The 14,695-nt window shown below is 69.4% G+C and carries 14 protein-coding genes; 7 read left to right on the top strand and 7 right to left on the bottom strand.

Annotated features, from left to right (window positions below; translation table 11 throughout):
• Window positions 1-153: 153 nt before the first annotated feature.
• Window positions 154-1,590 carry a glutamate decarboxylase gene (locus OHS16_RS13600; protein ID WP_328537451.1) on the bottom strand — a complete coding sequence of 479 codons (1,437 nt, stop codon included), beginning with the start codon at window positions 1,588-1,590 and terminating at the stop codon, window positions 154-156.
• Window positions 1,591-1,784: 194 nt separating this feature from the next.
• Complete coding sequence (locus tag OHS16_RS13595) at window positions 1,785-2,150, bottom strand: YbjQ family protein (protein ID WP_328537450.1); 366 nt, start codon at window positions 2,148-2,150, stop codon at window positions 1,785-1,787.
• Between the two features lie 156 nt (window positions 2,151-2,306).
• On the opposite strand from OHS16_RS13595, the gene OHS16_RS13590 reads away from it, so the two are divergent.
• Entirely contained in the window at window positions 2,307-3,005 is a 699-nt protein-coding gene (locus OHS16_RS13590) for a DedA family protein (RefSeq protein WP_328537449.1), read from the top strand.
• Between the two features lie 47 nt (window positions 3,006-3,052).
• Here OHS16_RS13590 and OHS16_RS13585 read toward each other — a convergent pair whose 3' ends face one another.
• Both OHS16_RS13585 and OHS16_RS13580 read right to left on the bottom strand, forming a co-directional pair.
• Complete coding sequence (locus OHS16_RS13585; RefSeq protein WP_328537448.1) at window positions 3,053-4,717, bottom strand: threonine/serine ThrE exporter family protein; 1,665 nt, start codon at window positions 4,715-4,717, stop codon at window positions 3,053-3,055.
• A 167-nt stretch (window positions 4,718-4,884) separates the two neighbouring features.
• Window positions 4,885-5,379, bottom strand: coding sequence for an inorganic diphosphatase (locus OHS16_RS13580; protein WP_328540834.1), 495 nt, complete (start codon window positions 5,377-5,379; stop codon window positions 4,885-4,887).
• A gap of 159 nt (window positions 5,380-5,538) precedes the next feature.
• On the opposite strand from OHS16_RS13580, the gene dacB reads away from it, so the two are divergent.
• From dacB to folE, 6 genes are all read left to right on the top strand, one after another.
• Window positions 5,539-6,954 carry a D-alanyl-D-alanine carboxypeptidase/D-alanyl-D-alanine endopeptidase gene (gene dacB / locus OHS16_RS13575; protein ID WP_328537447.1) on the top strand — a complete coding sequence of 472 codons (1,416 nt, stop codon included), beginning with the start codon at window positions 5,539-5,541 and terminating at the stop codon, window positions 6,952-6,954.
• A 71-nt stretch (window positions 6,955-7,025) separates the two neighbouring features.
• Window positions 7,026-8,156: a zinc-dependent metalloprotease gene (locus tag OHS16_RS13570; protein ID WP_328537446.1), complete on the top strand. Its 1,131-nt coding sequence runs from the start codon at window positions 7,026-7,028 to the stop codon at window positions 8,154-8,156.
• A gap of 172 nt (window positions 8,157-8,328) precedes the next feature.
• Window positions 8,329-9,411, top strand: a complete 1,083-nt coding sequence (tilS, locus tag OHS16_RS13565) for a tRNA lysidine(34) synthetase TilS (protein WP_328537445.1) — start codon at window positions 8,329-8,331, stop codon at window positions 9,409-9,411.
• 53 nt (window positions 9,412-9,464) lie between these two features.
• Window positions 9,465-10,004, top strand: a complete 540-nt coding sequence (gene hpt / locus OHS16_RS13560; RefSeq protein ID WP_328540833.1) for a hypoxanthine phosphoribosyltransferase — start codon at window positions 9,465-9,467, stop codon at window positions 10,002-10,004.
• A 218-nt stretch (window positions 10,005-10,222) separates the two neighbouring features.
• Window positions 10,223-12,253 (top strand): ATP-dependent zinc metalloprotease FtsH, encoded by a 2,031-nt coding sequence (gene ftsH, locus OHS16_RS13555; protein WP_328537444.1) that lies wholly within the window; start codon window positions 10,223-10,225, stop codon window positions 12,251-12,253.
• Between the two features lie 112 nt (window positions 12,254-12,365).
• Window positions 12,366-12,971, top strand: coding sequence for a GTP cyclohydrolase I FolE (folE, locus tag OHS16_RS13550; RefSeq protein WP_328537443.1), 606 nt, complete (start codon window positions 12,366-12,368; stop codon window positions 12,969-12,971).
• 108 nt (window positions 12,972-13,079) lie between these two features.
• On the opposite strand, the gene OHS16_RS13545 is transcribed toward folE, so the two are convergent.
• Genes OHS16_RS13545 through folB form a run of 3 tightly spaced genes read right to left on the bottom strand, consistent with a single transcriptional unit; the run spans window position 13,080 to window position 14,579 of the window.
• A complete protein-coding gene (locus tag OHS16_RS13545; protein WP_328537442.1) occupies window positions 13,080-13,562 on the bottom strand; it encodes a DUF3180 domain-containing protein in 483 nt (160 codons plus the stop codon).
• Between the two features lie 49 nt (window positions 13,563-13,611).
• A complete protein-coding gene (gene folK, locus OHS16_RS13540) occupies window positions 13,612-14,223 on the bottom strand; it encodes a 2-amino-4-hydroxy-6-hydroxymethyldihydropteridine diphosphokinase (protein ID WP_328537441.1) in 612 nt (203 codons plus the stop codon).
• Window positions 14,220-14,579 carry a dihydroneopterin aldolase gene (gene folB / locus OHS16_RS13535; RefSeq protein WP_328537440.1) on the bottom strand — a complete coding sequence of 120 codons (360 nt, stop codon included), beginning with the start codon at window positions 14,577-14,579 and terminating at the stop codon, window positions 14,220-14,222. The genes folK and folB overlap by 4 nt, the downstream gene beginning before the upstream one ends.
• Window positions 14,580-14,695: the final 116 nt, after the last annotated feature.

The following is a 14,695-nucleotide window of genomic DNA, read 5'->3' as shown; positions in this document are numbered from 1 at the left end:
TTCACCGCCGTTATGGACCGGGCCGGGGAAGTCGCCGTCACCGTGGGACGGCGCTCCGAGCGGATTCCTTGTCCACAGCCTGTGGACAGAGATCTGCCAGGGAAACGGAGATCCGGGGCGAGGGCGATGAGGGCTGCCGGGCCCGGCGGCCCCTCAGTGGTGGAAGGCCGTCGCCTCCGCCGCGCTCCGCTCCGCGGGCCCCGACTGCCTCCGCAGTTCCGGCAGCAACGATTCCAGGTCCCCCATCAGCAGGTCCCCCAGATCCTCCGAGAAGCCGTTGCGGCAGACCACCCGCAGCACCGACAGATCCGTCCGGTTCTCCGGGAAGGTGTACGCGGGCACGAGCCATCCCCGCTCGCGCAGCCGGCGGGACACGTCGAAGACGTCGAAGCTCGACACGCCGGGCGCGGTGGTGAAGGCGAACACCGGTAGCTCGTTGCCCCGGGTGAGAAGCCGGAAGTCACCCAGTTCCTCGATGCGTTCGCCCAGCCGCATGGCCACATCCCGGGTGGTCTGCTGGACGGCTCTGAAGCCCTCCCGGCCAAGGCGCAGGAAGGTGTAGTACTGCGCGACGACCTGCGCCCCCGGCCGGGAGAAGTTGAGGGCGAAGGTCGGCATGTCGCCGCCCAGGTAGTTGACCCGGAAGACCAGTTCCTCGGGCAGTTCGGCGGATGAGCGCCACAGGGCCCAGCCGACGCCCGGGTACACCAGGCCGTACTTGTGGCCCGAGGTGTTGATGGAGGAGACCCTGGGCTGCCGGAAGTCCCAGGCCAGGTCCGTGTCCAGGAAGGGGGCGACCATCGCGCCCGACGCCCCGTCGACATGGACCGGGATGTCCAGGCCTGTGCGTTCCTGGAGGGCGTCCAGTGCCGCGCAGAGCTCGGCGACCGGCTCGTAGCTGCCGTCGAAGGTGGAGCCCAGTACGGCCACCACCCCGATGGTGTTCTCGTCGCACAGATCGGCCGCTGCCTGCGGGTCCAGATGGAAGCGATCGCCTTCCATGGGGACCTGGCGTGCCTCGACCTCCCAGAAGTTGCAGAACTTCTCCCAGCAGACCTGGACATTCACGCCCATCACGAGGTTGGGCCGGGCGGCGCCGGGATAGCGGCTGCCTTCCTGCCGCTTCGAGGCCCGCTGCGACCAGCGGCGCTTGAGCGCCATCCCGGCGAGCATGCACGCCTCGCTGGAGCCGGTGGTCGAACAGCCGACGACGGCGGACGGGTCGGGCGCGTTCCAGAGATCGGCGAGCATCGAGACGCAGCGGCGCTCCAGCTCCGCGGTCCGCGGGTACTCGTCCTTGTCGATCATGTTCTTGTCCCGGCACTCGGCCAGCAGTACTCCCGCCTGTGGCTCCATCCAGGTGGTGACGAAGGTGGCGAGATTGAGCCGGGAGTTGCCGTCCAGCATCAGCTCGTCATGGACCAGCTGGAAGGCGGTCGACGGCGGCAGGGGGGTCTCCGCGAGCCGGTGCTTCGGCGGGGCGGTGTCCATGCCCGCGACCGGATTGGCCTCGCCGAAGAAGGGGTTGACGGCGACCTTGCGCTCTCCGTCGGAATCCTGGGACCGGTGTGCGCCTCGGTGCAGTGCCATCGTTGGGGCTCACCTTCCTCGGAGGGGCAGGGCATCGATGTGACGATACGTAACCGGTCGGGCACCCGCACGCGGAGCGGGTCCAGACGGCGGGCAGCAGGCGCACCCGGTCGTGGCGGTGGCGGGCCGCCGCTCGGCGGCGCGGGCGCCCGGGAGCGGTGCGGGCCGGGGGAGCCGGCCCGCACGGCCCCGCGTCACTGCCGGCTGATCACGACCGCGGTGCCGTAGGCGCACACCTCGGTCCCGATGTCGGCCGCCTCCGTCACGTCGAAGCGCATGGCGAGCACCGCATTGGCCCCCCGGGCCCTGGCCTGCTCGATCAGCCGGTCCATGGCCTGGTTCCGGGTCTCCACCAGGGTCTTCGTCAGTCCCTTGAGCTCGCCGCCGATCATGGACTTCAGCCCGGCCCCGATCTGGCTGCCCAGATGCCGCGAGCGGACCGTGAGCCCGAAGATCTCGCCGATCACCTGCTGTACCGCGTAACCCGGGATGTCGTTCGTCGTGACCACCAGAACGTCGGACTGTGGGGTCTGCCCGCCGCCGTAATCCTCGATGCTCATCGGCATCCACCTCCTGCCGATCACCATTGCCGGTAAATGCTCATATCGCACCTTCACGGGGGCCCTGGAACCAGGAAACGCTCATAGGCGTTGATAACTTTGGCCAGCCAATCCCGCATGGCACCCATGCCGACTGACCCCAGGAGCCCGGAACCCGTGACCACTCTCGCGCTCGGACCGAGCTGGCTGGACCCGGACTATCTGATCAGTACGTTCGGTGTTGCCGGTCTGCTGGCGATCGTCTTCGCCGAGTCCGGCCTGCTGATCGGTTTCTTCCTGCCCGGTGACTCGCTCCTCTTCACCACAGGTCTGCTGGTCACCACGGACAAGCTCGGCACTCCGCTGTGGCTGGTGTGTGTCCTGGTGGCGATCGCCGCGGCAGCCGGCGACCAGGTCGGATACCTCTTCGGCCGCAAGGTCGGCCCCTCGCTCTTCAAGCGCCCCGATTCCAGGCTCTTCAAGCAGGAGAACGTCGAGAAGGCACACGAGTTCTTCGAGCGGTACGGCCCGAAGTCGCTGGTGCTGGCGCGATTCGTGCCGATCGTGCGGACCTTCACGCCGATCATCGCGGGCGTCAGCAGGATGAACTACCGCTCGTTCGCGATCTACAACGTCATCGGCGGCACGCTCTGGGGCGTGGGTGTCACGCTGCTGGGAGCGGCGCTCGGCAAGGTCGCCTTCGTCAACGCGCACATCGAGCTGATCCTGGTCGCGGTCGTGCTGGTCTCCGTCGTGCCGATCGCGATCGAGTTCCTGCGGGCCCGTTCCAAGGCGAAGAAGGACGGCGGTACGGAGCGGACCCAGGAGGGCGAGGCGTCGCCCGCCGCTCAGCGGGGACGCCACGCCAGGCGGTGACGGCCCCGCACGCCGGGGAGAACGGGCCGCTCCGCCCGCGCACGGCCCTAGAAGCCGCGGGTCCGCTTCGCGGCCCTGCGCTGGCCGCCCACCACGCCGGGCGCCCACATGAACAGCCGTGAGATCTCGCCGCCGAGATTGACCCCCACGGCGATCGCCAGGGCCAGCGCCGCCGCCTTGATCAGCGAGGCCAGTCCCTTGTCGAGATCGTTGTGCGCGATGTACAGCATTCCGAAGTACGACGCGGAACCGGGCAGCAGCGGCCCGATCGCCGCGGTCACATAGGGCAGCGCGGATGCGTAGCGGTAGCGCGAGAACAGCTGCCCGAACAGCCCCACCAGGCCCGCGGCGACGGCCGTCGACGGCACCGCAGACAGGTTCGCCGCGTAGTGCAGCCCTCCGTAGATCACCCAGGCCACACCTCCGTTGAGCGTCACCACCAGCACCGTGGAGCGGTCCTGCTGGAGCAGGATCGCGAAGGCGAAGGTCAGCAGCATCGAGGCGAGGATCTGCACCACGGGCCGGTCGACGGTGTGCAGCGCCGCCTCCGCGTCCAGCTGGTCGGCGCCGAGTTCGAGACCCAGGTAGATCACGATCAGCACACCGATGACGATCGAGATGAAGAAGTAGATGACCTCCAGCAGACGCGCCGACGCGGTGATGTAGTAACCGGTCAGACCGTCCTGCACCCCGGCGACCAGCGCCCTTCCCGGCAGCAGGGCGAACAGCCCACCGGTGATGACCGCCGATGCGCGGAGATTGGGCACATGGGCGAGCGTGAGCGCCACCGCCACCGCCGCGGGGGGCATCGCGGCCACCGCGAACTGGTAGAACTCCGGCAGCCCGCGCCCGGCGAGCAGCCAGGCGAGCCGGTCGCCCATCATGGCGCCCACCATGGCCGCCAGGAAGACCAGTGCGCCACCACCGACCAGTACCGATGCCGCACCGGCCAGCAGGCCGTTGGCGACGGTCAGCGCCCAGCCGGGGTAGGGGTGGCGGTTACGGCGGATCACGGCCAGGCCGCGGTATGCCTCTTCCAGTGACACATCGACGTCCTCGGACGTGATGTCGTCGATCAGGTGGTAGACGGCGGCCAGTCGGGTGTAGTCGGTGCCCCGGCGGCGCACCGTCCGGCTCGCCGTGACCGGATCGTCGACCAGCGAGGGCTGGTGGGAGATCGACAGCAGCGTGAAGGTGACCGTCGGCTCGCAGCGCTGGAGCCCGTACGCCTGGGTGACGGCGAACATCGCCGCCTCCACGTCCTCGGCTCCCTCACCGCCGGCGAGCAGCAGCTCGCCGATACGCAGCGTCAGGTCCAGCACACGGGGGACGGCGGGCCCCGAGTCCTCCTCGTGCTTCTGCGCGGCCTCCAGGGCGGGCCGTTCGTGGACCGGCATCCGCAGCATGGTGCGCATCCGGTCCTGCCAGGGCGCCTCCTTGGCCAGCCTGATCATGGGAATGCCATGGGCGGGGGTGAAGGCGGGCGGCGAGTTCTGGGCGCTGTAGGTCTGCGGCGTGGTGAAGGCGGAGCCTTCGGGTTCGGCCGCGGCCTCTGCGGAGAAGCCCGCGGGTACGGAGAATTCCGAGGTGGTCGACCCGTCCTCGGGAGTGACCGCGGGGGAGGAGCCCGTGCCCGCCGGCGGTACGAACGCGCTCCGTACCTCGTCCGACTGCGGCTTGTGGCCCTCCGGACCTTCCGACTCAGCGACCACTCGCTCCGCTCCGACCTCTTCCGTGTGTGTGTGCCTGCCGCCTGCCCAGTATGGACACGGATACGGTTCCCGCCGCCCGGGGACGCACTGAGGGCGGTGCACCCGGAAGAGTGCACCGCCCGCAGCAGGCAGTTCAGTGGCGCCTCAGCACCGGGGCCGCACCGGGATCAGTGCGAGCCGCCCTGCGCCTGAAGGCGCTTGTACGAGGCCTCGACCTCGGCCTCGGCGTCGCTGCGGCCGACCCAGTCGGCGCCCTCGACGGACTTGCCGGGCTCCAGGTCCTTGTAGACCTCGAAGAAGTGCTGGATCTCCAGGCGGTCGAACTCCGACACATGGTGGATGTCGCGCAGGTGCTCGACGCGCGGGTCGGAGGCCGGCACGCAGAGCAGCTTGTCGTCGCCGCCCGCCTCGTCGGTCATCCGGAACATCCCGATGGCGCGGCACTTGATGACACAGCCGGGGAAGGTGGGCTCGTCCAGCAGGACCAGGGCGTCCAGCGGGTCGCCGTCCTCGCCGAGGGTGTTCTCGACGAATCCGTAGTCCGCGGGGTAGCTGGTAGAGGTGAAGAGCCGACGGTCCAGACGGATCCGCCCGGTCTCGTGGTCCACCTCGTACTTGTTCCGCGAACCCTTCGGGATCTCGATGGTGACGTCGAACTCCACGGGTGGCTCCTCCATGATCAACACTGACTTCGAGTGGTGCTGCGTCCTGCCGAGCCCGCCGGGTGCCGTGCTCGCAGCAAACGCAGTGGTTAAGTGTCCCCCACGACGATGTGTGATCGCGAAAGGGGCTGCTCCGAGGTGCCGATGCCGAAGGTGACGATGCCTGGACCGGCGATGCCGAAGGTGACGACATGGCAGCTCGCGGCGGCCTCCGCCGTGATCGGTCTGGCGCTCGCGGCCGGGCTGATCGTGGCGTCCGGACCCTGGGACTCAGGTCAGCGTAAGGCCGAGCGGGACTGGGCGGCCGCCAGGGGCCGGACAGGTGGCGCAGATCACGGACACCCCGCGCGTCCCAGTGCCCCGGCGGCCGCCCCGAGCGCCCCGGCGGTGCTGGCCGCGCTCGGCCGTGCGGCGACACCCACCGGGAAGGGGCTCGGCAAGGTGCTCGGCCCGCTGATGGACGATCCGGCACTCGGTCCGGTCCGCAGCGGAGTCGTGATCGACACCGCCACCGGCGAACGGCTCTTCGGGTCGAAGCCGGACCGGGCCATGACCCCGGCGTCCACGGTCAAGCTGGCGACCATGGCCGCCGGTCTCTCGGCGCTCGGCCCCGGCCACCGGATCGCCACCACGGTCTCCGCGAGCCCGGACGGCAAGCGGCTGACCCTGGAGGGCGGTGGCGACCCGACGCTGGACCGGGACCGGTTGCGCGCACTCGCCGACGAGACCGTCCGGGTCCTGCGCGACCGGGGCGTCACGTCGGTACGTCTCGGCTACGACACCTCGCTGTACTCGGGACCCGCGCAGCACCCCATCGGCCCCAACGACAACATCGCCCCGGTCAGCGCGCTGATGACGGACGAGGGGCGGCTGGAAACGAGCGACCACGGGCCCGCCCCGCGCAGCGGCGACCCGGCCGGCGACGCGGCCCGTGCCTTCGCCGGGCTGCTGGCCGACCGGCACGTCGGCTCCTCGCGTGCCCCGGCCCACGGCGAGGCCCCGCCGCACTCCGAGCCGGTCGCGAGGACGTACTCCGCGCCCCTTTCCGACCTCGTCGAGAGAGCCCTCACCAACAGCGACAACGACATCGCGGAAGCCGTCGCCCGGCAGACCGCGCTGGCCACCGGCAGGCCGGCGAGCTTCGAGGGCGCGGGGCGGGCGGTGGCGGCGCAGCTCAAGAAGCTCGGCATGCCGCTGGACGGGGCCCGATTCGCCGACGGCAGCGGTCTCGACCGGCACGACAAGGTCTCGGCGGGGTTGCTGGCCACCCTGCTGAGCCGGTCCGGTGAACCGGCGCACCCGGAACTGCGCCCGGTGCTGACCGGTCTCCCGGTCGCGGGGTTCAGCGGCACACTCGGGGCGCGCTACACCGACGCCTCCCGCGCCACCGGTCTGCTGCACGGCAAGACCGGCACGCTGACTGGTGTGAACACCCTGGCCGGCACCGTGGTGGACGACAGGGGCAGGCTGCTCGCCTTCGCCTTCATGGCGTCCGGTACGGCCTCAGCGGCGGAGGCGGAGTCGGCCTTGGACCGCCTCGGCACGGCGGTCGCCTCCTGCGGCTGTGCGCAATAGCCGCGCAGAGCCCGCGCACCGGCGGCCCCGACACCTCACCGTGCGCGCAGCCCAGCACGTACGGTTGACGCATGACGCGCATCGGTGGTGCCGAGATGGTCGACTGGAACCTCGCCATGGCGACCGCGACCCGCTTCGCGAAGCAGGGTCCGGACGTCAGCAGGGACGAAGCCCGGGCGGTGGTCGCTGAACTGCGGCGGCACGCCAAGTCCGCCGAGGAGCATGTCCGGGCCTTCACCCGGATGATCCCGGAGGACACGGACCTGGCGGACACCCCGGTGCTCGTGGTGGACCGGGCAGGCTGGGTGAAGGCCAATGTGGCCGGCTTCCGGGAAATCCTGAAGCCGCTGATGGAGAAGATGCAGAACCGCCGGGCAAACACGCCGGGCGGAGCCGTGTTCGGTGCGGTCGGCGGCAAGGTGACAGGCGTCGAACTGGGCATGCTGCTGTCCTTCCTCTCCTCCCGGGTACTCGGCCAGTACGAGACCTTCGCCCCGGCCGGCCGCGACATGCCGGCGGGCGGAGGCGGACGCCTGCTGCTGGTCGCCCCGAACATCGTCCATGTCGAGCGCGAGCTCGAAGTCGAGCCGCACGACTTCCGCCTCTGGGTCTGCTTGCACGAGGAGACCCACCGCACCCAGTTCACCGCCGTGCCCTGGCTGCGCGACCATCTCGAGGGCGAAATTCAGTCGTTCCTCAGTGAGACGGACATCGACCCGATGACGGTGCTCGAACGACTGCGGGAAGCGGCCCAGTCACTCGCGGGCGGTCGCCCCGAGGGCGAGGAGGACGAGAGCGGCGGTTCACTCGTCGAGCTGGTGCAGACCCCGGCCCAGCGCGAGATCCTCAGCCGGCTCACCGCCGTGATGTCCCTGCTCGAAGGGCACGCCGATTACGTGATGGACGGCGTCGGCCCCGAGGTGGTGCCCTCCGTCAACGAGATCCGCGAGAAGTTCCAGCAGCGCAGGGCCCGCGGGGCGGGCAGGCTCGACCAGGCGCTGCGCAAGCTTCTGGGCCTCGACGCCAAGCTCCGGCAGTACCGGGACGGCGAGCGGTTCGTGCGGACGGTCGTCGACGAGGTCGGCATGGACGGCTTCAACCGCGTCTGGACCTCACCGAACACGCTTCCCACCAAAGCGGAAATCGCCGCTCCGGCGGAGTGGATCGCGCGGGTGCACCGTAAGGGAGACTCTGCATCCTGATCAGGCCTGCGGCAGAAGGACGCCGTGCTATTCACCCGTCCGAGGGACCGTAGGCGGGGGGTTGGCGTGCAATGCTCGGGGAACGGCCCGGTTCTGTCACCATCTATGCACTCTGTGTGACTTGGCCATCTTCCCCCGATGCACCCCCCAACTCCAGCGAAGGGCACCGGACATGGGTCCCCATCCAGCGGTCGCGGCGATACGCCTCGCGGTTCGCCGCGTACTCCACGACGTACTGAACGAGCACTCCGCACTTCTCGCGAGCAGTAGCCATCCCCCCCGATCCTCCGGCGGTACCGGCCCGGGCGGCACCCCGTACGAGCAGCGACAGCCACTGGTGCTGGTCGCGTGCTCCGGTGGTGCCGATTCCATGGCGCTCGCCTCCGCCCTGGCCTTCGAGGCCGGAAAGCTCGCCGTCCGCGCCGGCGGCGTCACAGTGGACCACGGCCTCCAGGCCGGCTCGGACCTCCGCGCCGCCGAGGTCGTCTCCCGCCTGGCCGGGCTCGGCCTCGACCCCGTCGAGTCCGTCGCTGTCGCCGTCGGCAAGGCAGGCGGACCCGAAGCAGCCGCCAGGGACGCCAGATACGCCGCGCTCGACGCCGTGGCCGAGCGCCACGGGGCCGCGGCCGTCCTGCTCGGCCACACCCGTGACGACCAGGCTGAGACCGTCCTGCTCGGTCTCGCCCGCGGCTCCGGTATCCGCTCACTCTCCGGGATGGCGGCCGTCTCGGGGACGGCCGGACGCTACCGGCGCCCCTTCCTCCAGCTCGACCGGCAGACGGCCCGCAAGGCCTGTCTGATTCAGCACATCCCGGTCTGGGACGACCCGCACAACACCGACCGCGCGTACACCCGCTCCCGGTTGCGCCACGAGGGTCTCCCCGCACTGGAGAAGTCGCTCGGCAAAGGTGTGGTGGAGGCCCTGGCCCGTACGGCCCGCCTCTCCCGCGACGACGCCGACGCCCTGGACGCCTGGGCGGCGGACGCCGAGGCCGCCGTCAGGGACGAGGCGGGCCGGCTGGTGTGCGGCAAGCTCCAGGCCCTGCCGCCTGCCGTCCGCCGCCGCGTGCTGCGGCGCACGGCCATCGCGGCGGGCGCCCCCGCAGGTTCTCTCTTCGCCCGCCACATCGAGGAGATCGACCGGCTGATCACCGGCTGGCGGGGGCAGGGAGCCATCAACCTCCCCGGCCGGGTCGAGGCCCAACGGCAGGGTGGCAGACTGGTCATCCGGCCAGGCGGTCCGAAACCGAGCTGAGCCTGAAGCTGAAGCACAAGCAACCGAAAGTGGCCCGGGTGAACGAGAAAGACATGGGCACCGACCTCGCGTCGGTGCTCATCACCAAGGAAGAGATCGACGCCAAGCTGGCGGAACTGGCCGCGAAGATCGACGCGGAGTACGCGGGCAAGGACGTCCTGCTCGTGGGCGTTCTCAAGGGTGCCGTGATGGTGATGGCGGACCTCGCCCGCGCACTGTCCTCATCGGTCACGATGGACTGGATGGCGGTGTCCTCGTACGGCGCGGGTACCCAGTCCTCGGGCGTCGTGCGGATCCTCAAGGACCTCGACACCGACATCAAGGGCAAGCACGTCCTGATCGTCGAGGACATCATCGACTCGGGTCTCACGCTCTCCTGGCTGCTCTCGAACCTCGGATCCCGCGAGCCCGAGTCGCTCGAGGTCTGCACCCTGCTGCGCAAGCCGGACGCGGCGAAGGTCTCTCTCGACGTGAAGTGGGTCGGGTTCGACATCCCGAACGAGTTCGTCATCGGGTACGGCCTCGACTACGCCGAGAAGTACCGCAACCTGCCCTTCGTCGGCACCCTGGCACCGCACGTCTACGGCGGCTGAGGCCGTCCGGTTCCGCCGGACGGCCCCACGGGTTCAGCCGTGAGCCGAACGGGAACCCTCACCTGGTTCCCGCCGTTGGAGCAGGGGAAGACAGGATCGTCAGTGGTCCTGTGCGGTCACCGGCTCCGATGCTGGGGTACCGTCCGAAGAACAGTCTTTACTCACAGCAGCATTTACCTACGGGCAGGAGGGACGGGGCGTAGTTCCGCCCCGTATGGATGGACGTGAAGCGATACTTCCGTGGGCCGGTCATGTGGATCGTGCTGGCCGTCCTCGCCGTGGTCGTGTTGATGCAGGTCGTCGGCTCGTCGGGCGGCTACAAGTCAGTGGACACCTCTAAGGTCGTCCAGGCGATCGACAAGAACCAGGTCGAGCAGGCCAAGGTCACGACGGGTGACGAGAACGTCATCAAGGTCGAACTGAAGGACGGCCAGAAGCTCGCCGGCGAGTCCGGCAGCAAGTTCCAGTCGAACTACATCGGCGATGCGCAGGGCACTGCCCTCGCCGCCAAGCTGCAGAGCAAGGTCGACAGCGGCGACATCGCGAAGGGCTACACGGTCTCGCCGTCGAAGCAGAATCCGTTCGTCGGAATTCTGCTCTCGCTGCTGCCCTTCGTGCTCATCGTCGTGGTCTTCCTCTTCCTGATGAACCAGATGCAGGGCGGCGGCTCCCGCGTCATGCAGTTCGGGAAGTCCAAGGCCAAACTGATCACCAAGGACACCCCCAAGACGACCTTCTCCGATGTGGCGGGGTCCGACGAGGCGGTCGAGGAACTCCACGAGATCAAGGAGTTCCTGCAGGAGCCGGCGAAGTTCCAGGCCGTCGGCGCCAAGATCCCCAAGGGTGTCCTGCTGTACGGCCCGCCGGGTACGGGCAAGACGCTGCTCGCACGCGCCGTCGCGGGTGAGGCCGGCGTCCCGTTCTACTCGATCTCCGGTTCCGACTTCGTCGAGATGTTCGTCGGTGTCGGTGCGTCCCGGGTGCGTGACCTCTTCGAGCAGGCCAAGGCGAACGCTCCCGCGATCGTCTTCGTCGACGAGATCGACGCCGTCGGCCGGCACCGTGGTGCGGGTCTCGGCGGTGGTCACGACGAGCGCGAGCAGACGCTCAACCAGCTGCTCGTCGAGATGGACGGCTTCGACGTGAAGGGCGGCGTCATTCTGATCGCCGCCACGAACCGTCCGGACATCCTCGACCCGGCGCTGCTGCGTCCCGGCCGTTTCGACCGGCAGATCGCGGTCGACCGTCCGGACATGCAGGGCCGTCTGGAGATCCTCAAGGTCCACCAGAAGGGCAAGCCGGTCGCCCCGGATGTCGACCTGGGTGCCGTTGCCCGCCGTACGCCCGGCTTCACCGGTGCCGACCTGGCGAACGTGCTGAACGAGGCCGCGCTGCTCACCGCGCGCGGCAATCACAAGCTCGTCGACAACGACTCACTGGACGAAGCGATCGACCGCGTCGTGGCGGGCCCGCAGAAGCGGACCCGGATCATGTCCGACAAGGAGAAGAAGATCACCGCGTACCACGAGGGCGGACACGCCCTGGTCGCGGCGGCATCTCCCAACTCGGACCCGGTCCACAAGATCACGATCTTGTCCCGAGGCAGAGCCCTGGGTTACACCATGGTCCTGCCCGACGAGGACAAGTACTCGACCACGCGCAACGAGATGCTCGACCAGCTGGCGTACATGCTGGGCGGGCGCGCGGCCGAGGAACTGGTCTTCCACGACCCGACCACCGGCGCCGCCAACGACATCGAGAAGGCCACGGCCACCGCTCGCGCGATGGTCACGCAGTACGGCATGACCGAGCGTCTCGGCGCGATCAAGTTCGGTGGCGACAACTCCGAACCCTTCCTCGGGCGGGAGATGGGTCATCAGCGCGACTACTCGGAAGAGGTCGCCGCGCTGGTCGACGAAGAGGTCAAGAAGCTCATCGAGACCGCGCACAACGAGGCCTGGGAAATCCTCGTCGAGAACCGCGACGTTCTCGACAATCTGGTCCTGCAGCTTCTCGAGAAGGAGACGCTGAACAAGGAGCAGATCGCCGAGGTCTTCTCCGGCATCGTGAAGCGCCCGGCCCGCCCCGCGTGGACCGGCTCCACCCGGCGTACGCCGTCGACCAGGCCCCCGGTGCTCTCGCCGAGGGAATTGGCGCTCACCAACGGCGCGGTCGGTGCGGTCACCAACGGCGCCACCCCGGTGGACAACGCCATCGAGTCGGTGCCCGAGGACAGGCCGGAGAGCTGATCGCACGCCGGTCGTGAGCCGTCTCCGTCCCGGTAGCCCCGGAATGCATGCCGCGTCCCCCAGGTTCTAGCCTGGGGGACGCGGCATTTTTCTTTCACGGAGCGAGGCACAGATGACCGACCCGATAACGCTGGACAGCGCGAGCCCCGTCCGTGAATTCGACGAGAAGCGGGCCGAGAACGCCGTGCGTGAGCTTCTCATCGCCGTCGGAGAGGATCCGGACCGCGAGGGCCTGCTGGAGACCCCGGCCCGGGTGGCGCGCGCGTACAAGGAGATCTTCGCCGGCCTGCACCAGCGCCCCGAGGATGTCCTGACGACCACATTCGACCTGGGCCACGACGAAATGGTCCTGGTGAAGGACATCGAGGTGCAGAGCCACTGCGAGCACCACCTGGTGCCGTTCACCGGTGTCGCGCACGTCGGGTACATCCCGTCCACCGACGGAAAGATCACCGGCCTTTCGAAGCTGGCCAGGCTCGTCGACGTCTACGCCCGGCGCCCGCAGGTCCAGGAGCGCCTCACCACACAGGTGGCCGAGTCGCTGATGTCGATACTGGAGCCGCGCGGAGTGATCGTGGTCATCGAGTGCGAGCACATGTGCATGACGATGCGCGGAGTCCGCAAGCCCGGTGCGAAGACCATCACTTCCGCGGTACGCGGTCAGCTGCGCGACCCCGCCACCCGGGCCGAGGCGATGAGCCTGATCATCGCGCACTGACCTGTCGGTGACCGGGGGGCGCCGCGCCGTTCGTGACCCTCGCAGCGGCCGCCGGCCCGGTCCGGGCTGCGGCCGGCCCGACACCCGGGAGGCGGGGCCTGCCGGGTGTCAGGCCGCCGCGCCCTGCCCGTTCTCGTCCTCGTCGTCGGGCAGCTTGCACACCCGTTCCAGGAAGAACGCGGCGGCGACCACGCCCACCCCTGCCAACACCGAGAAGCCCGCGTAGATGGCCTGGTCTCGACGTGCCGGATCGTCCAGGGAGCCGAGCAGACAGACCCCGGTGCCGCCGTACATTCCGCAGACCAGTGCCGCGACCAGCGCGCTGGCCTGGGCGAAGACCACCGCACGGGCGGCCATCAGCGGGTCCACGCCCTTCGCTCCGGGACGCCGCTCGCGCTGGGCGCGCAGGCGGGACCGGAGGGAGAGCGCGGTCGCCAGCAGCACCACCGCGATGGCCGCCAGCACGATGGGGGCGGCCAGCGGCACGCCGGGCAGGGTGCCCAGCGTGTCCCAGAGCCGGGCACCGGCCCAGGACAGCACTCCGGCAACGATGAACAGGCCGGCCAGCACACCGAGCCGAAGTTGCTTCACGTAACTCTGCTTCCCAGGAGACCGACCGTCGCACCTCACAGGCTAACGACTAGTCGGGCAGGCAGAGTTCCAGGTCGGCGCGCGGGAAGACGCCCTCGCTGCCGACCGCGGCGAGCAGCTCGGCGACCGGTCCACGGCCCGGCACCTCGGCCTGGGGATCGAGGTCGTGCCACGGCACCAGGACGAAGGCGCGCTGATGGGCGCGGGGGTGCGGGAGAGTGAGCAGCGGGTCGTCGGAGACCACATCGGCGTACGCCAGGATGTCCACGTCGATGGTGCGCGGTCCCCAGCGCTCTTCGCGGACCCGGTCGAAGGCCTCCTCGATGGCCTGGCCGCGTTCCAGCAGGGACGACGGCGGGAGCGTGGTCTTCACCAGCACCACCGCGTTGAAGTACGAGGGCTGGGAGCCGGGGTCGACGCCCCAGGGCTCGGTCTCGTAGACCGGGGACACGGCCTTGACCCGCAGACCCGGGGTGTCCTCCAGGGCATCGATGGCGCCCTGGAGGGTCTCCAGCCGGTTGCCCAGGTTGGCGCCGAGGGAGATCACGGCGCGTTTCGGATTGGACAGGGTCACATCGGCTGCATCGACCTGGGCGACCACGGAGGCCGGTACCGGCTGCACGGTCGGGTCGCTCTGCGGCCCGCTGGGATACACGGTCATACTCGGCTCCGGATGATGGTGATGGTCACGTCGTCGAAGGGCACGGTGATCGGGGCATCCGGCTTGTGCACGACCACCTCGACCTCCTGAACCCCTTCGTGTTTGAGGCACTGCTGGGCGATCCGTTCGGCAAGAGTCTCGATCAGGTCGACCGGCTCGCCCTTGACCACATCGACGACCTCCTCGGCGACCACGCCGTAGTGCACGGTCTTCGCCAGGTCGTCCTCGGCGGCCGCAGGGCGGGTGTCCAGGCTGAGCACCAGATCCACGATGAAGGTCTGGCCCTCCTCGCGTTCCCGGGGGAAGACGCCATGGTGCCCACGGGCCTTGAGGCCGCGCAGCGCGACACGATCCACGCGAATCACTCCTGCTCTTCGTCGGTAGGGCGGCCCGCGCCGAGTGCGGTCGGCGCAGCCACTCACCCGAATCTACCTGCGGGTGCTGACAGCGCCCGTCCATGGGGGCTATGGAC

Origin of the sequence: Streptomyces sp. NBC_00344, from assembly GCF_036088315.1 — a bacterium.
Lineage (GTDB): Bacteria > Actinomycetota > Actinomycetes > Streptomycetales > Streptomycetaceae > Streptomyces.
Note: the sequence above shows the minus strand (reverse complement) of the source record. Positions and strands in the feature narration are given on the sequence as shown.